At 72.5% G+C, this 23,209-nt stretch carries 20 protein-coding genes; 8 read left to right on the forward strand and 12 right to left on the reverse strand.

Features of this window, described 5'->3' with window-relative positions; genetic code table 11:
- Window positions 1–56: 56 nt before the first annotated feature.
- Window positions 57–959, forward strand: coding sequence for a DUF1963 domain-containing protein (locus BMX74_RS24500; protein WP_091103057.1), 903 nt, complete (start codon window positions 57–59; stop codon window positions 957–959).
- 126 nt (window positions 960–1,085) lie between these two features.
- Here BMX74_RS24500 and BMX74_RS24505 read toward each other — a convergent pair whose 3' ends face one another.
- The 4 genes from BMX74_RS24505 to BMX74_RS24520 form a co-directional block, all read right to left on the reverse strand.
- Complete coding sequence (locus BMX74_RS24505) at window positions 1,086–1,988, reverse strand: alpha/beta hydrolase (RefSeq protein WP_091103058.1); 903 nt, start codon at window positions 1,986–1,988, stop codon at window positions 1,086–1,088.
- Window positions 1,989–2,304: 316 nt separating this feature from the next.
- On the reverse strand, window positions 2,305–3,666 hold the full coding sequence (locus tag BMX74_RS24510; protein ID WP_091103060.1) for a phenylacetate--CoA ligase family protein: 1,362 nt from the start codon (window positions 3,664–3,666) through the stop codon (window positions 2,305–2,307).
- A gap of 54 nt (window positions 3,667–3,720) precedes the next feature.
- Window positions 3,721–4,380, reverse strand: coding sequence for a response regulator (locus BMX74_RS24515; RefSeq protein ID WP_055502812.1), 660 nt, complete (start codon window positions 4,378–4,380; stop codon window positions 3,721–3,723).
- Complete coding sequence (locus BMX74_RS24520) at window positions 4,377–5,843, reverse strand: sensor histidine kinase (protein WP_177227493.1); 1,467 nt, start codon at window positions 5,841–5,843, stop codon at window positions 4,377–4,379. The genes BMX74_RS24515 and BMX74_RS24520 overlap by 4 nt, the downstream gene beginning before the upstream one ends.
- Window positions 5,844–6,020: 177 nt before the next feature.
- Between BMX74_RS24520 and lon the strand changes: the two genes are divergently transcribed.
- From lon to BMX74_RS24555, 7 genes are all read left to right on the forward strand, one after another.
- Window positions 6,021–8,381, forward strand: coding sequence for an endopeptidase La (gene lon, locus BMX74_RS24525; protein WP_055502810.1), 2,361 nt, complete (start codon window positions 6,021–6,023; stop codon window positions 8,379–8,381).
- A gap of 552 nt (window positions 8,382–8,933) precedes the next feature.
- On the forward strand, window positions 8,934–9,887 hold the full coding sequence (locus BMX74_RS24530) for a methionine ABC transporter ATP-binding protein (RefSeq protein WP_055503990.1): 954 nt from the start codon (window positions 8,934–8,936) through the stop codon (window positions 9,885–9,887).
- On the forward strand, window positions 9,884–10,540 hold the full coding sequence (locus BMX74_RS24535; RefSeq protein WP_177227495.1) for a methionine ABC transporter permease: 657 nt from the start codon (window positions 9,884–9,886) through the stop codon (window positions 10,538–10,540). The genes BMX74_RS24530 and BMX74_RS24535 overlap by 4 nt, the downstream gene beginning before the upstream one ends.
- A gap of 10 nt (window positions 10,541–10,550) precedes the next feature.
- Window positions 10,551–11,381, forward strand: coding sequence for a MetQ/NlpA family ABC transporter substrate-binding protein (locus BMX74_RS24540; RefSeq protein WP_055502809.1), 831 nt, complete (start codon window positions 10,551–10,553; stop codon window positions 11,379–11,381).
- Between the two features lie 94 nt (window positions 11,382–11,475).
- Window positions 11,476–13,011, forward strand: a complete 1,536-nt coding sequence (locus tag BMX74_RS24545) for an AMP-binding protein (RefSeq protein WP_055502808.1) — start codon at window positions 11,476–11,478, stop codon at window positions 13,009–13,011.
- Window positions 13,012–13,267: 256 nt separating this feature from the next.
- Window positions 13,268–13,522 (forward strand): hypothetical protein, encoded by a 255-nt coding sequence (locus tag BMX74_RS24550; RefSeq protein ID WP_143078752.1) that lies wholly within the window; start codon window positions 13,268–13,270, stop codon window positions 13,520–13,522.
- A 334-nt stretch (window positions 13,523–13,856) separates the two neighbouring features.
- Window positions 13,857–15,092, forward strand: a complete 1,236-nt coding sequence (locus BMX74_RS24555) for a S1C family serine protease (RefSeq protein ID WP_091103066.1) — start codon at window positions 13,857–13,859, stop codon at window positions 15,090–15,092.
- A 69-nt stretch (window positions 15,093–15,161) separates the two neighbouring features.
- Here the strand turns inward: BMX74_RS24555 and BMX74_RS24560 are convergent, their stop codons facing one another.
- From BMX74_RS24560 to BMX74_RS24595, 8 genes are all read right to left on the reverse strand, one after another.
- Complete coding sequence (locus BMX74_RS24560) at window positions 15,162–15,902, reverse strand: ABC transporter permease (protein ID WP_055502806.1); 741 nt, start codon at window positions 15,900–15,902, stop codon at window positions 15,162–15,164.
- The gene (locus BMX74_RS24565; RefSeq protein ID WP_091103068.1) at window positions 15,895–16,830 is read right to left on the reverse strand and encodes an ABC transporter ATP-binding protein; all 936 of its coding nucleotides are present in this window, start codon (window positions 16,828–16,830) and stop codon (window positions 15,895–15,897) included. Before BMX74_RS24565 ends, BMX74_RS24560 begins: the two co-directional genes overlap by 8 nt.
- Window positions 16,827–17,150 carry a winged helix-turn-helix domain-containing protein gene (locus tag BMX74_RS24570; RefSeq protein ID WP_055503988.1) on the reverse strand — a complete coding sequence of 108 codons (324 nt, stop codon included), beginning with the start codon at window positions 17,148–17,150 and terminating at the stop codon, window positions 16,827–16,829. Before BMX74_RS24570 ends, BMX74_RS24565 begins: the two co-directional genes overlap by 4 nt.
- The gene (locus tag BMX74_RS24575) at window positions 17,147–17,767 is read right to left on the reverse strand and encodes a hypothetical protein (protein ID WP_055502805.1); all 621 of its coding nucleotides are present in this window, start codon (window positions 17,765–17,767) and stop codon (window positions 17,147–17,149) included. Before BMX74_RS24575 ends, BMX74_RS24570 begins: the two co-directional genes overlap by 4 nt.
- Window positions 17,768–17,858: 91 nt before the next feature.
- Window positions 17,859–19,580, reverse strand: a complete 1,722-nt coding sequence (gene cydC / locus BMX74_RS24580) for a thiol reductant ABC exporter subunit CydC (RefSeq protein ID WP_091103070.1) — start codon at window positions 19,578–19,580, stop codon at window positions 17,859–17,861.
- Window positions 19,577–21,265 carry a thiol reductant ABC exporter subunit CydD gene (gene cydD, locus BMX74_RS24585; protein WP_201784503.1) on the reverse strand — a complete coding sequence of 563 codons (1,689 nt, stop codon included), beginning with the start codon at window positions 21,263–21,265 and terminating at the stop codon, window positions 19,577–19,579. Before cydD ends, cydC begins: the two co-directional genes overlap by 4 nt.
- A gap of 6 nt (window positions 21,266–21,271) precedes the next feature.
- A complete protein-coding gene (locus tag BMX74_RS24590; protein ID WP_091103071.1) occupies window positions 21,272–22,027 on the reverse strand; it encodes a cytochrome d ubiquinol oxidase subunit II in 756 nt (251 codons plus the stop codon).
- A 7-nt stretch (window positions 22,028–22,034) separates the two neighbouring features.
- Window positions 22,035–23,204, reverse strand: coding sequence for a cytochrome ubiquinol oxidase subunit I (locus tag BMX74_RS24595; RefSeq protein WP_091103073.1), 1,170 nt, complete (start codon window positions 23,202–23,204; stop codon window positions 22,035–22,037).
- Window positions 23,205–23,209 lie beyond the last annotated feature (5 nt).

The following is a 23,209-nucleotide window of genomic DNA, read 5'->3' on the forward strand; positions in this document are numbered from 1 at the left end:
CGTCGTGGTTGGAGAACACCGGGAGCAGCGGAGGCAGGTCGGCCGTCGTCTCCGGGGTGGGCGGCGAGCGGAATCCGGTCAAGATCCAGATTTTGTCGGCGATGGATGCTTGGCTGGATCAGGTGAACCAGCAAACCGAACTGACGCGCATCCGCGAGGTGTGCGTCGAACGCCTGGGAGATCATCTCGGGCCCCAGGTGGCCGCGCTTGCCAGACCCGGATTCGGCCTGGAGCCCGCCAGTGAGAACCGGCCGGCGACGGGACGATGCCGTCTGGGCGGCCCCGCCCTGATGGACCCGGGAACGCCGTGGCCGATGTACGACGATGATCTACCGCTCACTCTGTTCGCCGTCCTGGACGTCGACGCGCTGGCGCCGTGGCTTGGGGACTCGCTGCCCCGCCGGTTCGGTCTGCTCAACTTCTTCTGTCACTACGCGATCCCCCACGGCTTCGAGCACCGCTATGTCGATCACCAGGATCCCGCCTACTGCCGCGTCGTTCCCGCTGATCCGGCCCGTGCCACGGAGGTCTCGGGGCCGTCGCCGGTGGCGGACGGCTTCACGCCGGTGCCGCTGCACGCCGACCCCTGCCTCGGGTTGCCGAACGTCCCTGCCGACGCGAGCCTGGAGCAGCTCATCGAGGAGTTCGGCCTCGACCCAGGGCCCGACCTTCGCAGCCTGGGGGATCCCGAAGAGAGTGTTCTGGGACCGGAGTGGTTCGACGCGTGGCCTCCGGGCGAGGGCTACTATCCGGCGGCCATGCACGACGATCAGGCCTTCGGGTGGCTGCTGAACACCGACCAGCTCTCGTCGGACGGGCACACCCACCTGCTCCGGATCTCCAGCAACCTCGGAGAGTGGGAGTTCTCCGAAGGAGGAGCCGTGCTGTTCGTCATTCCCACCGAAGCCCTCCGTGACGGCGACCTTTCCCAGGCGTTCATCGAAGCGGACATGTGGTAGCGCCTGTTGTGCGCTCGCGCCGTCTTCGGTCCGATCGACGCGGCCAAGGCCACGACCGGCTTGTCCGGAACGAACCACACCCCGAGCCCGGGCGCCCGTCTCCAGGCGGTCGCCTTGGTGGGGTGGCTACGGGGTTCTGGGTGCGGCGGTCACCTTGGTGGGGTGGCCGAGGGTGATCCAGGTGAGGTTGCGTAAGGAAGGGGTGCCGGGGGTGAAGTAGTCGCTGTGGCCGCCTGCTCCCGCGTCGAAGTGGCGTGCTCCGAAGCCCGGGCTCATCGGGTCGGTGCCGAAGCCGACCGGGCCGATCCTGGTGTGCGGGACGAACCGGATCCAGTCGTTCTGCCCCCGGGCCGCCCACACCCTGAGGGCGCTTCCTTGTACGGCTGCTCCGGTGGCGGCTGCGACGGCCCTTCGGGGCGTGCCGGCCGATGCGGTGAGAGCGGCGCGGGCGTCGATGCGCGAGCCGGTCGTGGCCGGCGGGCGGTCGCCCGAGGAACGCTGCTCGGCGGGGGAGCCGGCGAGGTCGGCGGCGGTGCGGGCCCCGCCGAGGCCCGGGCTGCCGAAGACCGCCAGGTCGGAGACGGGCAGGCCCGGCGCGGCGGCGGCGCACAGGACCGAGCCGTAGCTGTGGCAGAGCAGCGCGATGGGCGCGGCCGTGTGCCGGCGCAGGTCGTGCACCGTCCGGCGGAGCTCGCGGGCGCCCTCGACGGCCGCGCTGGAGGTGAGCGCGCCGAAGCTCCACGTGGCAGGCGCGTCGTAGCCCAGCCACGCGACCACCGCCAGCCGGGTGCCCGGGGAGAGCCTGGCAGCCTGGGCCAGCAGCGCTCGGGCGGCGCCGCCCGGACGTCTCGCGCTGTTCTCGAACGTCGCCGCCGTGGTGTCGGCGCCGGGCACGATGACGGCCACCCGGTCGGCCGAGGCCAGGTCGGCGCCGTACACCTTGATCATCCGCCCGGACGCCTGGGCGGGAGTCATCAGGACGACGGCGGCGCCCGCCAGGACGGTGGTGATCGCGAGCTTCTTCAGCATGCGCCAGAACCTACGGAAGCGGCCCTGTCACCCGCGTCACCGCACGGTCTGAACTTCTCTGTCATACCGGGGGGTGACGCCGTCTGCCCTGGGCGTGATCCGGCCGGCCCCAGGTGGTGAGGGGGCGCGTCGAGAAGTCCGGGCAGCGGTGCTGGCTGCGGGTCACCGGGGCAGTGGTCAGCGGCCTGGGCTGAGTGCTGTGAGGTAGAGGCGGGGTCGGGGCAGCGGCCTGGGCTGCGCCTGGGTGATGTGAGGCGGGGCTGGGGCGGCGGCCTGGGTCGCGGGGGGTAGTGGCAGGCGGGCGCGGGCGCCGAGGTCAGCGGGTGTAGCGGTGTTTGGCGCCCGGCGGGAAGTAGTCGGGGTCGCCGGATTCGCGGAGCCGGATGAGGGGCGTCTGCTGGCGCGGCGGCACGTACGCGGCGAACTCGCTGTTCAGCCGCAGCAACTGCCCGAGGATGGACTCGCCAATGGTGTGCGCGATCTCGTCGGACGGCTTCTCGCCGGGCATCAGCTCCACCGTCACCATGAGGTGCGGGTCGTGGCGGGTGTCCTTCACCACCTCCGTCACGAACTTGCCGGTCACCAGCCCGCTGACCTGGGGCTGCTCCAGGCCGACCGCGACGTTCTCCGGGTACACGTTCGCCCCGTAGTAGGACACGATGTCGTGGGAGCGGCCGAAGACATACACGAAGGGACGTTCCGGGCTGGACGTGGAGGGCTCGAAGCCGTGTCCGCGCACGAAGGCCAGCATCTCGTCGTACGGGACGACGCCGCCCTCGTCGGCGATGTGGTAGCGGATCAGCGGCACCCCGTTGTCGCCGGAGAACAGCAGCGTGCCCTCGTGCTCCTCGAAGAAGCGGATGTCCGGGTCGTACTGGACGAGGGTGGGCAGCCGGGGCTCGCCGAACAGTTCCTTGGCGGTGTCGGGACGTTCCGCCAGGAAGTGGCGGATCTCGATCGACAGCGGGGTCTCGTTGCCGAGGATCCCGGCGTCGGCGGTGCCGTACAGGGAGGCGATGCCGTGGACGGGGTCGTCGATCCCGGCGCGCGCGGCGACCAGGGCGCGCCACTCCTCGCTGAACACCTCGCCCGCCGTGACGATCTTCACGTTCCACTCGTGCCAGGGGAGGTCCTCGGTGTCGATGACGTTCTTCAGGTACGGCGGGTAGCCCATCAGGACGACCTGGTCGAAGTAGGGCGCGAGCTCGGGGAGGATGCGGCGGATCTCCCTGCGGTTGGTGCCGGGCGCGACGGCGGTGATGGGGTAGCCGCGTTCGGCGAGGTGGCGGCAGCAGTTGAGCGTGAACAGGCCGCCCACCCAGGTGCCGAGGGAGAAGCAGACGACGGCCAGGGTGCGGCGTTCGTGCGCGGAGAAGGTGCCGCGGAACACCTCCTCGAAGCGGTCGGCGATCATCCGCTCGTCGGAGGCCGAGCGCGGCCAGAACGACGGCACGCCGGTCGAGCCGGACGACACCGCGATGATGTCGCCCATCACGCCGTGCCGGCACAGCTGGGGCAGGGGGTGGCGGCGGGTGTAGCCCTCCTTGGTGGTCATGGGCAGCCGTACGAAATCCTGAAATGTCCGGACGTTGGCGGGATCGATGTGGTTCTCCGCCAGGAACGCCCGATAGGCGGGAACCGTGCGCGCCACGTCGTGGAAGAGATCGACCGGGTTCATCAGCCGACTGTACGACCCGGCGGTCGCCCGGGGAATGCCCCACGCCCCGGCCCGTCAGCCGCCGGGACGCACGAGGCCCGTCTCGTACGCGTACACGATGGCCTGCGCCCGGTCGCGCAGCCCCAGCTTGCTGAGCACCCGCCCCACGTGCGTCTTGACCGTCTGCTCCGCCACCACCAGCCGTGCGGCGATCTCCTGGTTCGACAGCGCCTGCGCCATCAGCGTGAGCACCTCGGTCTCGCGCTCGGTCAGCCCCTCGGCGCGCCTGACGGGGGGACGGGGCCCGCCCATCCTGGCGAACTCGTCGATGAGCCGCCTGGTGACGCCGGGAGAGATGAGCGCGTCGCCCGCCGCCACGACCCGCACCGCCTCGGCGAGCTGGGCCGCGGACGCGTCCTTGAGCAGGAACCCACTGGCGCCCGCGCGCAGCGCCTCGTAGACGTAGTCGTCGAGGTCGAACGTGGTCAGGATGAGCACCCTCGGCGCCGGCCCGTGGCGGCCGGACAGCAGCTCCCTGGTGGCTTCGAGCCCGTTCATGACCGGCATGCGGATGTCCATGAGCACCACGTCGGGGCGCAGCTCGGCGGCGCGCAGCAGCGCCTCGCGCCCGTCGGCCGCCTCGCCGGCCACCTCGATGTCGGGCTGGCTGCTCAGGAAGACGGTGAACCCGGTGCGCACCATCCCCTGGTCGTCGGCTATCAGCACCCTGATCAAGCGCTCTCCCTCTCCTCGGCCGAACCGGCGGAAGCGGCGGAACCGGCGGAACCCCCGGCCGAACCCTGGACCGGCAGCACGGCGTGCACCTCGAACCCCCCGCGCGGGAGCGGCCCCGCGTCGAGCGCGCCGCCGAGCAGCGCGACGCGTTCGCGCATGCCGACGAGGCCGTGCCCGGCGCCGGGACCGGACCCGGAACGCGAGCCGGGCCCGTTCACGACGCGCAGGCGCACGCTGCGGGCGTCGCGGGCGATGCCCACGGCGACGTCGCTGCCCGGCGCGTGGCGCATCGCGTTGCTCAGCGACTCCTGCACGATCCGGTACGCCGACAGGCTGACCGCGGGCGGCAGCCCCTCGAGCGCGCCGGACCGCCCGACCCGTACGGACAGGCCCGCCGAGCGGGCGTGGGCGACCAGCTCGTCGAGGCGGTCGAGCCCGGGCTGCGGCGCGGTGTCGGTGCGGCCGTGCTGGTCGCGCAGGACGCCCAGGACCTGGCGCAGCTCGGCGATGGCCTCCAGCGACAGGCGCCTGATGCCGCCGAGCCCCGCCTCCAGCACGGCCGGGTCGCCGGACGCCTGCATCGGCACCGCCTCGGCCTGGATCGCGATGACGGACAGGTGGTGGGCGACGACGTCGTGCAGCTCGCGGGCGATCCTGGCCCGCTCCTCCAGCACCATCTGGGCGCCCTCGGCCTGCCGGGTGCGGCGTTCCTCCTCGACGAGCCTGGCGGTGGCCAGGCGCCGCGCCCGTACGTTGTGGCCGAACAGCACGACCCCGCCGGTGACCACGGCGACCAGCGGCCCCGAACCGGGGTGGACGATCCAGGCGGTCAGGACGGTGATGACCCAGATGCCGAGTGAGGCGCCGCCGGGGGCCCGGGCGGCGGCGGAGTACAGGACGAGGAGGTACATGAGGATCGCCGTGACGGGGTACGGCGCGTCGCGGGGCGTGTCTCGCGCGGTGGCGGTGACCCACAGGACGAGGGGCAGCAGCGCGGCCGCCAGGCGCCAGGCGGCGAGCGGCCCGCGGTGGCGCAGGACGAGGGGCAGGGCGCACCCAGCGGCCGCCGCGTACGCGAGCAGCAGGGGGTGGGGCGCGTCGAAGCGGGCGGGGGAGCTCCCGAACCAGCCGGCCAGCAGGTTGACGGTCGAGGCGAAGAGGATCGCGGCCAGGAGGGTGTCGGCGACCTGGACCAGGTGGAAGGTGCCGAACGGCAGCACGCGCAGGAAGCGCGGCACCCGGAACGTCAGGCGGCTCGCGGGCGGCGGCGGGTCGGGGGCGGCGGCGTACAGCGCGAGCGCGAAGGGCGCCACGATCGCCGCCGCGACGCCGCGCACCGTCACCGGCCGGTGCCGCCAGGGCCGGCGAGGCCGGCGCCCGCCCGCACCCGCTGCTCCCGCGCCGCGCCGCCGGGCGGGGCGCGCGCCGCTCCCGGGACCGGGCTCGTGCTGCGGGGTGATCACGACGCCAAGCCTACGAGCGAGCCCGCCTCCCGGCATCGGACCGGGGTCTGATCCCGCCGATCCCCCTCAGGTAGTGCTTACACCATTACGATCGCCCTGAGCGAACACAGGCAGACTTGGGAACAACGCCGGGCTCCAATGAATTGAGTCGGTATAACTCAACCCTTTGGAGTTCGCATGAGTGAGAGCCTGACCCTCCCGGTCCTGCCGCTGGACGACGCGGTGGTCCTGCCGGGCATGGTGGTCCCGCTGGACCTGTCCGACTCCGAGGTGCGGGCCGCGATCGACGCCGCACGCGCATCCGGTGGCAACAAGCCGCGGGTCCTCCTCGTTCCCCGGATCGACGGCCGCTACGGCGCCGTCGGCGTCCAGGCCGTCGTCGAGCAGGTGGGGAGGCTTCCCGGCGGCGAGCCCGCCGCCGTGGTCCGCGGCGTCGGCCGGGCGCGCGTCGGCACCGGCACGACCGGGCCCGGCGCCGCCCTGTGGGTCGAGGCCATCGCGGTCGACCCCGTGCCCGCCGGGGAGCGCGCCCAGGAGCTGGCCAAGGAGTACAAGGGCCTGGCCACCACGATCTTGCAGAAGCGCGGCGCCTGGCAGGTGATCGACCAGGTCAACCAGCTCGACGACCCGTCGGTGCTGGCCGACAGCTCCGGCTACACCCCGTGGCTGTCCACCGCGCAGAAGGTGGAGCTGCTGGAGTCCCCCGACCCGGCCGACCGGCTGGCCAAGCTGATCGAGTGGTCGCGCGAGCACCTCGCCGAGCTGGACGTCGCCGAGACGATCCGCAAGGACGTCCAGGAGGGCATGGAGAAGCAGCAGCGCGAGTTCCTGCTGCGTCAGCAGCTCGCGGCGGTCCGCAAGGAGCTGAAGGAGCTCAACGGCGACACGGCCGAGTCCGAGGAGGAGGACTACCGGGCCCGTGTCGAGGCCGCCGACCTGCCGGAGAAGGTGCGCGAGGCCGCGCTCAAGGAGGTCGACAAGCTGGAGCGCACCTCCGAGCAGTCGCCCGAGACCGGCTGGATCCGCACCTGGCTCGACACCGTCCTCGACCTGCCGTGGAACGTCCGCACCGAGGACAACTACGACATCGACGGCGCGCGTGCCGTGCTGAACGCCGACCACACCGGCCTCGACGACGTGAAGGACCGCGTCATCGAGCACCTGGCCGTGCGCAGGCGCCGCCAGGAGAAGGGCCTCGGCGTGGTGGGCGGCCGCCGCAGCGGCGCCGTGCTCGCCCTGGCCGGCCCTCCCGGCGTCGGCAAGACCTCGCTGGGCGAGTCGGTGGCCCGCGCCATGGGGCGCAAGTTCGTCAGGGTGGCGCTGGGCGGCGTCCGCGACGAGGCGGAGATCCGCGGGCACCGGCGCACCTACGTCGGCGCGCTGCCAGGCCGCATCGTCCGCGCGATCCGCGAGGCGGGCTCGATGAACCCGGTCGTCCTGCTCGACGAGGTCGACAAGGTCGGCGCCGACTACCGCGGCGACCCCACGGCGGCGCTGCTGGAGGTGCTCGACCCGGCGCAGAACCACACGTTCCGCGACCACTACCTGGAGGTCGAGCTCGACCTGTCGGACGTGCTCTTCCTCGCCACGGCCAACGTCCTGGAGGCCATCCCCGGGCCGCTGCTCGACCGCATGGAGGTCGTCACGCTCGACGGCTACACCGAGGACGAGAAGGTCGCCATCGCCCGTGACCACCTGGTGCCCAAGCAGCTCTCGCTGGCCGGCTTCGCCGAGGGCGAGGTCGTCGTCGAGGAGGACGCGCTGCGCAGGATGGCCACCGAGTACACCAGGGAGGCCGGGGTCCGGTCGCTGGAGCGCTCGATCGCCAGGATCATGCGCAAGGCGGCCGCCAAGGACGACGTGCCGGTGACCGTGTCCGCCGACACCCTGGTCGAGTACCTCGGACGGCCGAGGTTCGTGCCCGAGTCGTCGCTGCCGGAGTCGAAGCAGCGCACCTCGGTGCCCGGCGTGGCGACCGGCCTGGCGGTGACGGGCGCGGGCGGCGACGTCCTGTACGTGGAGGCGTCGCTGGCCGACCCGGAGACGGGCGACACAGGGCTCACGCTCACCGGGCAGCTCGGCGACGTGATGAAGGAGTCCGCGCGGATCGCGCTGTCCTACCTGCGCTCCCACGGCGCGGAGCTGGAGCTGCCCGTCACCGCGCTGAAGGACCGCATGGTGCACGTCCACTTCCCCGCGGGCGCCGTCCCGAAGGACGGCCCCTCGGCGGGCGTGACGCTCACGACCGCGCTGGCCTCGCTCCTGTCGGGCCGCCTGGTCCGCTCGGACGTCGCCATGACCGGCGAGATCTCGCTGACCGGCCGGGTGCTGCCCATCGGCGGCGTGAAGCAGAAGCTGCTCGCCGCGCACCGGGCGGGCATCACCACGGTGCTCATCCCGGCCCGCAACGAGCCGGACCTGGACGACGTGCCCGAGGCGGTGCGCAATGAGCTGACCATCCACCCGGTCAGCGACGTGCGCGAGGTCCTCGACATCGCCCTCGCCCCGGCTCAGGTGTCCTCGACGGTCGCGGCCTGACCCGCGCGCCGTCCGGCTCCCCCCACCGCGCTCAGCCGCGGTGGGGGGAACCGCGCTGTCAGGGGTCGGGGGAGCCGCGCTGTCAGGGGTGGCCGGGGTCGTCGAGCAGCAGGCGCTCCAGCCGTGGCCGTGGCCCCGGCCGGGCGGACGAGGGTGCGGCGACCGTCGGCGGGGCCGATGTATCGTCAGGCGGGCGGTCACGTGACACAGGTCACGGAACGAGTCGGGAATAAGGGGATCTGAAGCCGCCGTTAGCACCGTCGTGAACGAGGAGTACGCGACCGGCATGAACGCCCATCGGTGTGGTCGTCGTCGTCCGCGTATGGGGTGTCTGTGTTGCATGGGGCGAATGTCCGTCATGACGGCCCGCTAGCACCCGACCCCGCCCGCTCTCCTCGAAGGTCCCCCATGATCGCACCGCATTTCGTGCTGCGCAGGCTCAGCCACCTGCCCTTCCACCCCGGCACGCGCTAGACCACGCCTCGCCTTCCCGTCCGGTGATGTCCGAACCCGGCGGTCGCGGCGCGGCCGCCCTCAGTCGTGGGGTATGTGGTGATCCAGGCTTCCGGCCTGCGCAAGCAGTACGGCGAGACCGTCGCGCTCGACGGCGTCGACCTGCACGTACGCGAAGGTGAGATCTTCGGCGTGCTCGGGCAGAGCGGCGCCGGCAAGAGCACGCTGCTGCGCTGCGTCAACCTGCTCGAACGCCCCGACGCGGGCACCGTCACCGTCGCCGGCCAGGACCTCACCGCGCTGCGCGACCGCGAGCTGAACCGGGCCAGGCAGCGCATCGGCATGATCCACCAGCACTTCGCGCTGCTGTCCTCGCGCACCGTGGCGGGCAACGTCGCCTTCCCCCTGGAGGTCATGGGCGTGCCCCGCGCCGAGCGGCGGCGCCGCGTGGCCGAGCTGCTCGACCTCGTCGGGCTCGGCGGCCGCGCCGGCGCCAGGCCGCACCAGCTGTCCGGCGGCCAGAAGCAGCGCGTCGGCATCGCCAGGGCGCTCGCGGGCAACCCGTCGGTCCTGCTCTCGGACGAGGCCACCTCGGCGCTCGACCCGGCCACCACGCAGTCCATCCTGTCGCTGCTCAAGCGGCTCAACGCCGAGCTGGGCCTGACGATCCTGCTCATCACGCACGAGATGAACGTCGTCAAGAGCGTCTGCGACTCCGTCGCCATCATGTCCAGCGGCCGGATCGAGGAGTCGGGCGCCATCGCCGACCTGGTCAGGACGCCCGGCTCCCGCCTGACCAGGGAGATCTTCCCGCTGCCCGAGCCGCCTCCGCCCGGCTCGGTGACCCTGACGTTCACCGGCGACCCCGGCCGGTCGCTCGTGTCGGAGGTCGTGCGCAAGTTCGACGTGGACGTGAGCATCCTCGGCGGCGCGATCGAGGAGCTGGCGGGCGGCGCGGTCGGGCGTCTGCGCGTGTCCATCACCGGCGCGGAGTCGCAGGCGGCCGTCGCCCACCTGAGCTCCGCCGGCCTGCTCGTGGAGGTGGCCCAGTGACCTGGGACGAGATGGCGCCGCTGCTGTGGCAGGCGTCGGGGGAGTCGGCCGTCATGGTGGCCTGGTCGACACTCTTCACCGTGCTGTTCGGGCTGCCGCTCGGCGTGGCGCTGGTCGTGCTCGACCGGGGCGGGCTGCGCCCGATGCCCGCGCTGAAGTCCGTGCTCGGCTTCCTCGTCAACAGCGGCAGGTCCCTGCCGTTCATCGTACTCATGATCGCCATCACCCCGTTCACGCGGCTGGTGGCGGGCACCACGGTCGGCACGGCCGCGTTCGTGGTGCCGCTGACGGTCGGCGCGGTGCCGTTCTTCGCCCGCCTGGTGGAGACGGCGCTGAGGGAGGTCGGCCCTGACGTGGTGCAGGCGGCCCAGGCGATGGGCGCGAGCCGGCTGGCCGTCGTCCGCAAGGTCCTGCTGCCGGAGGCGCTGCCCGGCCTGGTCGCCGGCCTGACCGTCACGGTCGTCGCGCTCATCGGCTACTCCGCGATGGCCGGCACGCTGGGCGGCGGCGGGCTCGGCGACCTGGCCGTCCGCTACGGATACCAGCGCTTCGAGACGGCGCTGATGATCGTCACCGTCGTGCTGCTCATCGTCATCGTGCAGCTTCTGCAGAGCCTGGGCGACCGCGTCGCCCGGCGGTTGTCCCACAAGTAAAGGAAAAATCATGAGAATCAGCCGCATCTTGGGTGCTGTCACGCTGGCGCTGTCGCTCGCCGCATGCGGAACGTCGCAGTCCGCGACGTCCGACAAGCCCGCGGAGAAGCCCGCGGACGCCGTGCTGAAGGTGGGCGCCAGCCCGGTGCCGCACGCGGAGATCCTGAAGTTCGTCAAGGACAACCTGGCCCCCGCCGCCGGGCTGAAGCTGGAGATCGTCGAGTTCACCGACTACGTGCAGCCGAACGTGCAGCTCGACGAGGGAGAGCTGGACGCCAACTTCTTCCAGCACAAGCCGTACCTGGACGACTTCAACGCCTCCAAGGGCACCAAGCTGAGCTTCCTCACCCCCGTGCACCTGGAGCCGCTCGGCCTGTACAGCAAGAAGATCACGTCCCTGGGCGCGCTGGCCTCCGGCGCCACCGTGGCCGTCCCGAACGACGCCACCAACCTCGGCCGCGCGCTGAAGCTGCTCGCCGACAACGGCGTCGTCAAGCTCAAGGACGGCGCGGGCACCGCGGCGACCGAGCGCGACGTCGTCGAGAACCCCAAGAACCTGCAGTTCAAGCCGGTCGAGGCGGCGCAGCTGCCGCGCACCCTGGAGGACGTGGACGCCGCCGTCATCAACGGCAACTACGCCATCGAGGCCGGGCTCAAGCCGGCGAGCGAGGCGCTGGCGCTGGAGAAGACCGAGGCGAACCCGTACGTGAACGGCCTGGTCGTGCGCCAGGGACACGAGAAGGACCCGAACATCGTGACCCTCGGCAAGCTCCTGCAGGACCCGAAGGTCAAGGACTTCATCAACCAGAAGTACCAGGGCTCCGTCATCCCGGCGTTCTGACGCCCCGCCGCCAACGCCCCCTCCGGACCCCGGAGGGGGCGTTCGCGTTCTCCGGTCCTGGCGTACCGTGAAGCGGCCGAATAGTGTTCGGTTCATGTATCCGGGAGCCATCGCAGCAGCCACCCCCGACAAGCCCGCTGTGATCATGGCGGGCTCCGGCCGGGTCATCACGTACCGCGAGCTCGACGAGGAGTCGAACCGGCTGGCCCACCTGTTCCGCGCCGCCGGGCTGCGGCCGGGCGACCACGTCGCCTTCATGCTGGCCAACCACCCGCTCTTCCTGTCCGTCGCCTGGGCCGCCCACCGGTCCGGCCTGTACTACACCGCGATCAGCTCGCGGCTGCAGACCGACGAGCTTGCCTACGTCGTCGACAACTGCGGCGCCCGGATCTTCATCACCAGCGCCGACCTCGCCGACGTCGCCACCTCCGTCACCGCCGCCACGCCCCGCGTCGAGCGCCGCCTCATGCTGGACGGCGTCGCCGACGGCTTCGAGTCGTACGAGGAGGCCGTCGCCGCCCAGCCCGCCACCCCCATCGCCGACGAGTGCCAGGGCGTGGACATGCTCTACTCCTCCGGCACCACCGGCCGGCCGAAAGGCGTCAAACCCGCCCTGTCGTACGAACCGCTCACCAAGCCCGGCTTCCTGGTCAGGTTCATCCAGGGGCTGTTCGCGCCGTCCGGCGACAGCGTCTACCTCTCGCCCGCGCCGCTCTACCACGCCGCCCCGCTGCGCTACTGCATGTCGTTCCAGCGGCTCGGCGCGACCGTCGTCGTCATGGAGCGCTTCGACCCCGAGAGGTACCTGGAACTCGTCGAGAAGTACCGGGTGACGCACACCCAGCTAGTCCCGACCATGTTCATCAAGATGCTCAAGCTGCCCGAGGAGACCAGGAAGGCGTACGACGTCTCGTCGCTGCGGTGCGCGATCCACGCCGCCGCGCCGTGCCCGGTGCCGGTGAAGGAGCAGATGATCGCCTGGTGGGGGCCGATCATCCACGAGTACTACGCGGGAACCGAGGGCAACGGCTTCCTGTACGTCAACTCAGAGGACTGGCTCCGGCACAAGGGCACCGTCGGGCGCTCGCTGCTCGGCACCGTCCACATCCTCGACGAGGACGGCGAGGAACTGCCCCCTGGCGAGCGCGGCACCGTCTACTTCGAGAGCGGCGTCCGCTTCGAGTACCACGGCGACCCCGACAAGACCCGCTCCGTCCAGGACCCGAAGGGACGCGGCTGGACCACCCTCGGCGACATCGGCCACCTCGACGAGGACGGCTTCCTCTACCTCACCGACCGTCGCTCATACATGATCATCTCGGGCGGGGTGAACATCTACCCGCAGGAGGCCGAGAACGTCCTGGCGCTGCACCCCAAGGTCGCCGACGTGGCGGTCTTCGGCATCCCGGACGAGGAGATGGGCGAGCAGGTCAAGGCCGTGGTGGAGCCCGTCACGGCCGAGGACGCGGGACCGGGGCTGGAGGCGGAGCTCATCGCCTACTGCCGCGCCCACCTCGCCCACTACAAGTGCCCCAAGTCGATCGACTTCCGCGCCGAACTCCCCCGCCACCCCACCGGCAAGCTCTACAAACGCCTCCTCCGCGACGAGTACTGGCCCACCAACCCCTGACCGGGCGTCGCCGGGGACGCGGCCGGTGCACGGTTCGTGTACGGCGTGGCCGTTCTGGCGGTCCTGCTGGTGGTTCTCGGCCTCGGCCTGGCCGGACTCCTTGCATGATCGAGGCGAAGGGGCGCAGGCTCAGGCGGGGCGGCTCGTGGGGACGGGCCTCCGGATCGAAGCCGCGATCCGCGCGACCCGCGAACGCTGAGCTGCCCCTGCCCGCGGCCGCTTTCATGGTTCGCTCCGGCGTGCCATGATCGTGAGCGTGACCCTGATCGCGTCGACGCAGAGAAAGATCACCAGCGCCTCCAAGTGGTACGGCACGCGGGTGCACGCACGTCCCGTGGCCACGCTCGCCATCAGCGGCGTGATCCTGGCGTCGTTCTCCTTCCTCCTGGGGGTGTCGGTCTCCGTGGCGGCAGGCGACGCGTCCATGCCGTGGGCTCGGTACGTCACCATGGCCCTGACCCAGGTGGGGATCTGTCTGGGGATAGGCCTGTACCTGCGCGACCGCCGCTGACTGCCGTCGAGCCCCGCGCGTGAAGGGGCGGTCCAGGTGCAGCCCGGAGCCGCGGTGTCGCGGGGCGGGCGGTCACACGCGATCGGCCGGGGCCGGTCCGCCCGGATCGGGGTGGCGCCCACGCCGGTCACCTTGGGAGCGCGCATCATGAGGGGCACCACCCGTGTGGACGTCGCGGGAACCGGTTTCCCGCCGTGGGCACACGGGGAAGCGGGCTTCCACCAGCATCGATAAGGCGGCCGTGAACCGTCTCATTCTTCTTCGATCATCCCCTTAAGCTGGTCTTACGCGTGTCTTGCCACCCTTGAGTCATAGGGATTTGAGGGAGATGACAATGAACGCGAACGAGCCTCGCGAGCAGGGCACCGGCGGGTGGAGCCAGTTCGGCGCCACGCCGCCGACCCCCGGGGGCTTCCCCCGGCGGGACACCATCACCATGGGGCAGCCGCTGCCGCCGCCGCCTCCTCCTGCGCCGTCCAGGAAGTTCGGTTTCGGCGGACGGAAGGCCATCGCCGGGCTCGCGCTCGCCGCGACGGCGATCGGCGGCGGCGCGGTGGGGGCCGTCGTCGCCACCGCGTTCCAGCCGGAGCGGCAGGTCGTCAGCGCGCCGAGCCCCGTGTTCAAGCAGGCGTCCAACGAGATGACGGTCGCGGACGTGGCGGCGAAGGTGCAGCCGTCCGTCGTGATGATCCAGGGGCAGACCGGTGAGGGCTCCGGCGTGGTGCTGTCGGAGGACGGCCTCATCCTGACCAACAACCACGTGGTCGTGGGCGCCGGTCAGGGCGGCGGCCAGATGACGGTCAAGTTCAGCGACGGCAGGACGGCCAAGGCGAGCGTCGTCGGCACCGACCCGGCCACGGACCTCGCCGTGATCCGGGCGGAGGGGGTGTCCGGGCTGACGAAGGCCGCGCTGGGCGACAGCGACCAGCTCAGGGTGGGCGACTCGGTGCTCGCCATCGGCAGCCCGCTCGGCCTGGACGGCTCCGTCACGATGGGCATCGTCAGCGCGCTCGACCGCACCCTCACGGTCGGCGGCGAGCAGGACCAGCAGGTCCCGCCGGGCTGGGGCCGGCAGGGCCAGGACAGCACCACCACGATCGGCGGCGCCATCCAGACCGACGCCGCCATCAACCCGGGCAACTCGGGCGGCGCGCTGGTCAACGCGGCGGGCCAGCTGATCGGCATCAACACCGCCATCGCGACGAACGGCGGCAGCAGCGGCAACATCGGCGTCGGCTTCGCGATTCCGATCAACACCGCCAAGCAGGTGTCGGAGCAGCTCATCAGCAGCGGCAAGGTCAGCCACGCGTTCCTGGGCGTGAGCGTCACCGACGCCACGGGGGACGTGCCGGGCGCGCTGATCAGGCAGGTGACGCAGGGAAGCCCTGCGGAGAAGGCGGGTCTGCGCCAGGGAGACCTCATCACCAGGATCGGCGACAAGGCAGTTGACGGAGGAGATACTGTAGTTGGACAGGTCAGAGGTTTCAAACCCGGCCAACAGGTCAAGATCACATATATGAGGGACGGCAAGGCCAACGAGGTCACGGTCACCCTCGACGCGAAGAAATAACCCAAAGACCCCCTCATGGACGGGTGTGCCGTTGAGATCGCTGCGGACTCGGCGGCACACCCCCGTCCCTCAGGTGAATCGGCGGCCCTCGTCGCGGCGGTAGGCCCACGCGGCGGCGGCCGCCGCGCCGGCGGTCCAGACGGCCAGCATGACCAGCGGCACCGGGCCGGGCGTCACGCCCGAGGTGGCCGCCCAGATCAGCTCGGCGGCGCCCCGGCTCGGCACGTACGGTGACACCGCCTCGACGAAGCCGGGCAGCGTCTGCGGCGGCAGCAGCAGCCCGCCGAGGATCGCCACCGGGAAGAACACGATCTGCGACACCGCGAGCGCGGCCTTGAACGTCAGCAGGAACCCGAGGAACAGGCCGATCAGCATGAACGGGACGCAGCCCGCGACCAGCGCCGCCAGTCCGAGCGCGAGGCGTCCCGGCGTGATCGTGGCCTCGGTCAGCAGCGCCGCCACCAGCAGCACCGGCACCACCGAGACCAGCATGACGGCCAGCGTGGACAGGATCCGCCCGGCGAAGCGGGGGAACGGCCCTGCGGGCAGCGTGCGGACGTAGGTGTTCCACGGTTGCTCGCGGTCCTGCGCCACGGAGAGCGCCAGCCCGATCAGCGCCGACGACATCGCGCCGAACAGCATCATCGAGCCCGTGGCCGCCGTCGCCGCCCGCGGGTCGCGTCCGGCGAACGGCACCACGAAGGCCAGCATGGAGATGGCGGGGAACAGCGAGCCGGCCAGCAGGCCGATCGGCACCCGGAGCTGTTCGAGCAGCTGGTAGCGGGTGTGGGCGAGGACCAGGCTAGGCATGCGAGCGCTCCTTCGTCTCGTCGGACGGCCCCGCCCCGCGCGTCTCGTCGGACGGCTCGGTCCTGCGGGCGGTGATGGCGAGGAACGCCTCCTCCAGGGTGGCCGGCCTGATCTCCAGGCCGGAGAACGGGACGCCGCTCAGGACCAGCGCGGTCACCAGCCGGTCGGAGTCGGGCGTCACCAGGTGGATCCGCCCGTCCGACCGCTCCACGCCGGAGACCCCGGGCAGTTCGGGCAGGTCGTCCGCCACGAGGGAGACCCGCCTGACGCCCACCGTCTCGCGGATGGCGCGCACGGTGTCGTCGGCCAGGACGCGGCCCTCGCCCACCACGACGACCCGCTCGGCCAGCGCCTCGATCTCCTCCAGGTAGTGGCTGGTCAGCAGCACGGTGCCGCCCGCCTCGTGGAACGCGCGCACGCCGTCCCACAGCGCCCGCCTGGCCTCGACGTCCAGGCCGGTGGTGGGCTCGTCCAGGAAGACGAGTCGCGGGTCGCCGGCGAACGCGAGGGCCACGGCCAGCCGCCGCCGCTGCCCGCCTGACAGGCCGCCCACCTGCCGCCTGACCAGGCCGTCCAGCCCGAACCTGGCGAGCAGTTCGTCCCTGTCGGCCGGGCGCGGGTAGTGCGCCGCGGCGAACGCGACGATCTCGCCGACACGTAAGGACTCCGGGAGGCCGGTCTCCTGCGGCGTCACGCCGATGGCGCGCCGCGTGACCGGGTCGGCGGGGGAGCCGCCGAGCAGCTCCACCGTGCCCGACGTGGGCCTGCGCAGTCCGGCGAACAGGTTGATCAGCGTGGACTTGCCCGCGCCGTTCGGGCCGAGCAGTCCCACCAGCTCGCCCGCGCGGATGTCCAGTGAGACGCGGTCGAGCGCCAGCACGTCGCCGTAGCGGCGGCTGGCCTCGACGGCGCGCGCGAGTACGGTCACGTGATGCCTCCCGAGGCGTCGAGCAGGGCGCGGATGGCCTTGGTGTAGTCCTCGAAGGCCAGCCGGCCGCGCTTGGTGAGCGAGACGTAGGTGACGGGGGTGCGCCCCCTGTGCGTCTTCGTGATGCGGACGTATCCGGCGTCCTCCAGCTTGCTGAGGTGCACGGACAGGTTGCCCGCGGTCATGCCGAGCAGCTCCTTCAGCGCGGGGAAGGCCAGCTCGTCGCCGCCGCCCAGGGTGTTGAGCGCCGCGACGACCCGCAGCCGGGCCTGCGCGTGGATCACCGGGTCGAGTTCGGGCAGCTCCTGGTGCGCGGTCATCCGCGGCGCCTCAGCCACAGGCTCATGACGATGAACCCGCCGCCCAGCAGCACCGCCGTCAGCAGGGCGTGCCATCCGATGCCCAGCAGGACGCCGAGGGCGTTCACGGCGGCCACCCAGACGCCGGCGAAGAACATCCGCCAGTCGAGCCAGATGGCGCCACCGGCCATGTACAGCACGGCCACGACGAGCATGGACATGCCCGCCCAGATCAGGGTGGCCTCGGCGGGGGGAAGCTGCGGGCTCATGCGCGAGGCGATGATCCCCATGAGCAGCATCCCGGCGCACCAGGCGTAGCCGAACATCGCGCCCTTGGCGGTGCTCTCGCCGCGGGTGAGCCTGCTCGCCCGTACGATGCCGAGCGCGGCCACCCCGCCCGCGACGATCTGGGCCGCCATGAGCACGGCCAGGGCCTGGCCCTGGCTGATCGGCGCGTACGGCCGGCCGTCCAGCCCGTAGTGCAGGAAGAACGCGGTGAAGCCGATCAGCCAGGCGGTGCCCCAGGGCGCGTAGAACAGCAGCGGGTCGCCCTTGAGCCGGCGTACCGTCGCCGCGCGCTGCTCCTCGATGAGGCGCAACGTCTCCTCGGGGCCGGGTACCGCGTCGTCGTCCACCATGGCCGTCCCTTTCCTCCGCAAACTGGTTTGTATCGTAAACCTGTTTGCCGTGCAGGGCCAAGGGGGAGGCGCGGAGACGGCGACCGCGGGGTCAGGCCCTCGTGAGGGCTTCGGATTCCCAGAGGTCGCGGTAGTAGCCGGGCGCGGACACCAGGTCGTCGTGGCGGCCGCGCTGGATGACGCGGCCCTCGTCGAGCACGACGATCTCGTCCACCGACTCCAGGCCCTTGAGCCGGTGCGTGACGAGCAGGGTCGTGCGGTGCCTGGTGACGTCGAGCAGGTCGGCCATGAGCCGGTCGGCCGTCTCCTCGTCCAGGGCCTCGGCGGGCTCGTCGAGCAGCAGGACGGGCGGGTCGTACAGCAGCGCCCTGGCCAGGGCGAGGCGCTGGAGCTGCCCGCCGGACACGGTGGTGGCGTCCTCGCCCAGCTCGGCGTCCCAGCCGGTGCGTTCCACCCAGGCGTCGAGCCGGGCGTCGCGCACCGCGCGCAGCAGCCGCTCGTCGTCGGCGTCGGGGCCGGCCAGACGCAGGTTGTCGCGCACGGTGGTGCGGAAGACGTACGGGTCCTGGGTGAGGCCGGTCATCAGGGTGCGCACGTCGTCACCTGACAGCTCGCCGAGGTCGACGCCGTTGACGCGGATGGCGCCCGACTCGGGTTCGACGAGCCGCATCAGCGCCGCGAGGAGCGTGCTCTTGCCCGCGCCGCTCGGACCGACGACGGCGACCCGCTTGCCGGGGGTCAGCCGCAGCGACACCCCGTCGAGCGCCGGCCTCGCCGCCGCCTCGCCGTCGCGGCCGGGCGTCGCCGTCTCGCCGTGCCTGGGGGTGTGGCGGACGACGAGGTCGTCGATCTCGACGGTCAGCGGGGCCTCGGGCTTCGGGGCGGGCGCGGCGGGCTCGGTGACGGCCGGAGGGGTGGAGCGGGCCTCCCTCAGCCGCCTGAGCGCGGCGAGGATGCCCGCGAGCCGCTCGCCGGCCGCGGCGAGCGGCAGCACCGGTTCGAAGGCCACGAGGGACGTCAGCGCGAGCACGGCGGTGCCGACGGAGCCGACGCCCGCCCCCTGGGCGAGCAGCACCACGGCGACCACCGTCAGCACCTGCACGAGCACGCCCCCGGCGAGCGCGGCGGCGTGGACCCGCGCCTGGCGGCGCTCCAGGGCCGCCAGTTCCTCGTCGGCGGCCAGCGCCCTGGCCAGCGCGGCGTCGTCGGCGCCGTACGCGGCCAGGTCGGCGGAGCCGTGGACGAGGTCGGCCACGCGCCCGGCCAGCGCCGCTCGGGCGGGGGCGATCCTGGCGGACCAGCGCCTGGCGGCGGCGGCCGTGCCGGCGGGCAGCAGCACGCCGGCCAGCACGAGCCCGGCGACGAGCACCAGCGCGGCCACGGGCAGCAGCGTGAGCCCGGCGACGACCGCGGCGAGCCCGGCGACGGCCGCCGCGGCGGCGGGCAGCAGGCAGCGGACGAGCAGGTCCTGGACGGCCTCGGTGTCGTCGACCATGCGGCTGAGCAGGTCGGCGCCGCCGTGGCGGGGCTGCTGCGGCGGGATGAGCGCCTCGTAGAGCCGCTCGCGGGTGCCGGCCTGGGCGCGCAGCGCCACGTCGTGGCCGGTGAGGCGTTCGGTGTAGCGGAAGACGCCCTTGCCGGTGGCGAACGCCCTGGTGGCGACGATCGCCACGCTGAGCGCGGCCAGCGGCGGCTGCTGGGCGGCGCGGGTGATCAGCCAGGCGGCGGCGGCGATGAGCCCGAGCCCGGCCAGGTCGGCGGCGGCTCCGGCGAGGACGGCCCACAGCAGCCTGACGCCGGTGCGGCGGTTCATCGCCGTCCTCCTTCCAGGGGGGCGGCGGCCCGGTCGCCCGCGCCGGTGTCGGACACGACGCGGCCGTCCTGGACGCGGACGACCCGGTCGGCGAGCGCGATCATGGCGGGCCGGTGGGCGACGACGACGGCCGTGCGGCCCTCGGCCAGCTCGGCGGTGGCGGACACCACGGCGGCCTCGCTGCGCCCGTCGAGCCGGGCGGTGGGCTCGTCGAGCAGCAGCACCGACGCGCCGGGACGGCAGAAGGCGCGGGCCAGGGCGACGCGCTGGCGCTGCCCGGCGGACAGGTTCGCGCCGCGCTCGCCGAGCACCGTGTCGAAGCCCTGGGGCAGTTCGTCGACGAAGCCGGCGGCGTGGGCCGACTCGGCGGCGCGGCGGACGTCGCCGAGCGACGCGCCGGGGGCGCCCAGCCGGATGTTGTCGGCGACCGAGGTGGCGAACAGGTGGGGGCGCTGCGGGACGAACGCCAGGTGGGAGCGCCAGGCGGCCGGGTCGAGCTCGCGCAGGTCGACCCCGTCGACGAGGACGCGCCCCTCGGACGGCGTGACGAAGCCCATGACGAGGTGGAGCAGCGTGCTCTTGCCGCCGCCGCTCTCGCCGACGAGAGCGACCCGCTCGCCCGGGGCGATGGTGAGGCTGACGTCCCGCAGGGCGGGGACGTCGCGGCCGGGGTAGCGGACGGTGACGTGCTCCAGGCGGATCTCGGGGGCGCCGGACCGCTCGGGGGCGCGGGTGCCACGGGGCTGCTCGGCGGCGGCCTCGTCCAGGACGGCGAAGGCGGCGTCGGCGGCGGCGACGCCCTCCATGGAGGCGTGGAAGCGGGTGCCCATGGCCCGCAGCGGCAGGTACGCCTCGGGCGCGAGCAGGAGCACCAGCAGCGCGGTCGTCAGGTCGAGGGAGCCGCCGAGCAGCCGCAGCCCGATCGGCACGGCGACGAGCGCGAGCGACAGCGACGCGCACAGCTCCAGCACCAGCGCCGACAGGAACGCCACGCGCAGCGTGCGCATGGTGGCGGCGCGGTGGGCGTCGGCGACCTGCTTGATGACGGTCGCCTGGTGGCGGGCCCTGCCGAAGGCGCGCAGCGTCGGCAGCCCGCGCACGACGTCGAGGAAGTGGCCGCCGAGCCGCGCGAGCGCGTGGAACTGCCGCTCGGTGACGGCCTTGGTGGTCATGCCGACGAGCGCGCCGAAGACGGGGATGAGCGGAAGCGTGACGAGGACGATGACGGCGCTGCTCAGGTCGGCGGCGAAAAGCCGGACGAGCACCGCCAGCGGCACCACCCCGGCGACGGCCATCGACGGCAGGTAGCCGGTCAGGTAGGCGTCGAGGCCGTTGAGCCCGTGACCGGTCAGGGTGACGAGCTCGCCGGAGCGGTGGGAGGTGAGCCGGCCGGGGCCGAGCTCCTGCAGCCGGGCGAGCAGCCGCCGCCGCAGCGCCGACTTGACGGCGGTGGCGGTGTGACCGGCGAAGACCCCCTGCGTCCAGGCGAGCAGGGCGCGGGCGGCGACGACCGCGGCCACGCCGCCGAGCGCGACCGCGGTGAACCGGCCGGACAGCACCCCGGCCAGCAGCTCGGCCTGCACCAGCACGAGCAGCCCCGCCAGGACGGCGGCGGCCAGGGTGACCGCCAGGTGGCGGCGCACCGACCGCTCGGCCCGCATGAGCCGCAGGAGATCCTTGTGCACGTGGCCTCAGAAGAACGACGGGGTCCGGGGGGCGTCCTCGCCTGGACGGAAAGTGCGCCACACCCATACTTGCGCGCCCAGCATGACCGGTGCGAAGGGGAGCACCATGAGACTGAGCACATTCAATGTAGTGCCGGGGGTGGTGTGGTCCAGCAAGTGGGGCGCGCTCAGGGCGATCACCGCGAGCGCGGGGAGCGCGGCCACGACGGCCGACACCAGCAGCGCGCGTCCCGGCCGTGCCGTGCCGGTGAGCGCGGGGGCGCGCCAGGCGAGGAACGTCCACCCGTGGAAGGCCATCAGGAGGGTGGTGACCACGCCGAGCATCAGCCCGAGCGGGTGCAGCGGCGAGCCGGTGGCGGCGCCGTGGAGCGCGGGGCCCCAGCCGTACGCCAGGCCGAGGGAGCCGAGCCAGACCAGGCCGTCCCAGAAGGCGCGCCAGCGCGGGCCGCCGAGCCTGCGCCTGAACCACAGCCCGGTGTCGCGCACGATCCAGCACAGCAGCATGGCGACCACGACCGGGTAGAGCCCGAACAGCACCGGGCCTTCGAGCAGCGGGTAGACGCCGAACAGGGTCCCCGCGAGCGCGACCAGCCACACCTCGTTGGCCAGCACGTACGGCGCCATCGCGGCGACCATCCGGTCGCGGCGGTCGCGGCTCCTGCCCAGCACGGGCAGCAGCAGCCCGACGCCGAGGTCGAAGCCCTCCAGGGCGAAGTATCCGGCGAGCAGCAGCGCGAAGACGGCGAACCAGATCACGTCCATGTCTCTCCTACAGGCTCAGGGCGGGGGAGCGGGGGGCGTCGGCGGCCGGGGCGCCGAGGGCGAGGTCGCGCGGCCCGCGGCGGACCATCCGGGCGATGAGGGCGTAGTCGACGATCGCCAGCAGCCCGAGCACGGCGGTGAAGCCGATCAGCGAGGCGGTGACCATGCCGGGGGTGAGCCCGGGGGACAGGGCGTCGGCGACGGTGAGCTTGCCCCAGATCATCCAGGGCTGGCGTCCGACCTCCCTGGCCAGCCAGCCGAGGACGGCCAGGACGAACGGCACGGGCGTCATGATGATGAGCAGCGGGTGCGTCCAGCGCCACCGGTGGAGGACGCCGATCATCGGCAGCATCACGAAGAGCACGACGAGCGCGAGCAGCTGCCCGAACTCGATCATGAAGCCGAGCGGGACGGCCGCCCATGTCTTGGCCGAGAACTTGTCCTCCTGCACGCCGGCGAACTGCGCGTACCCGAAGGCGACGGTGATCATGATGCCGACGGCGGCCATGACCACGCCGGTGCGCAGCGACCTGGTGAAGAACTCGGCGTCGGGGGTGCGGCGGCGCAGGTGGTACGCGCTCGCGCCGACCATGACCATCGCGCCGGTGAACAGCCCGGCCCCGACGACGTGCGGGAAGGAGAAGACGAACGCCTTGTTGGCCACCAGCGCGCCCCAGTCGACGAGCTCCAGCCTGCCGCCCCTCTCGACGGTGCCGGCGGGGTTCTGCAGGAACGAGTTGGCGATCATGATGAAGAACGCGCTGGCGTACGCGGTGAGCGCGACGAGCCAGATGCAGGCCAGGTGGAGGAGGCGGGGGAGCCGGCCCCATCCGAAGATCCACAGTCCGAGGAAGGTGGACTCCAGGAAGAAGGCCAGCAGCGTCTCCATGGCGAGGGGCGCGCCGAACACGTCGCCGGCGTAGTGCGACAGGCCCGCCCAGGACAGGCCGAACTGGAACTCCATCACCAGGCCGGTGACGATGCCCAGCGCGTAGTTGACGACGTAGATCTGCCCCCAGAACCGGGTCATCCCCTCGTGGAGGGGCCTGCCGGAGATCGCCCAGCGGGTGTGCATGATCGCCACCAGGGGCGCCAGGCCGAGCGTGAGCACGACGAACAGGAAGTGCAGGCTTCCCGTCACGGCGAACTGCGTCCGCGCCAGTTCGAGTACGTCCATTCCCC

The organism is Nonomuraea pusilla, assembly GCF_900109355.1.
Taxonomy (GTDB): Bacteria; Actinomycetota; Actinomycetes; order Streptosporangiales; family Streptosporangiaceae; genus Nonomuraea; species Nonomuraea pusilla.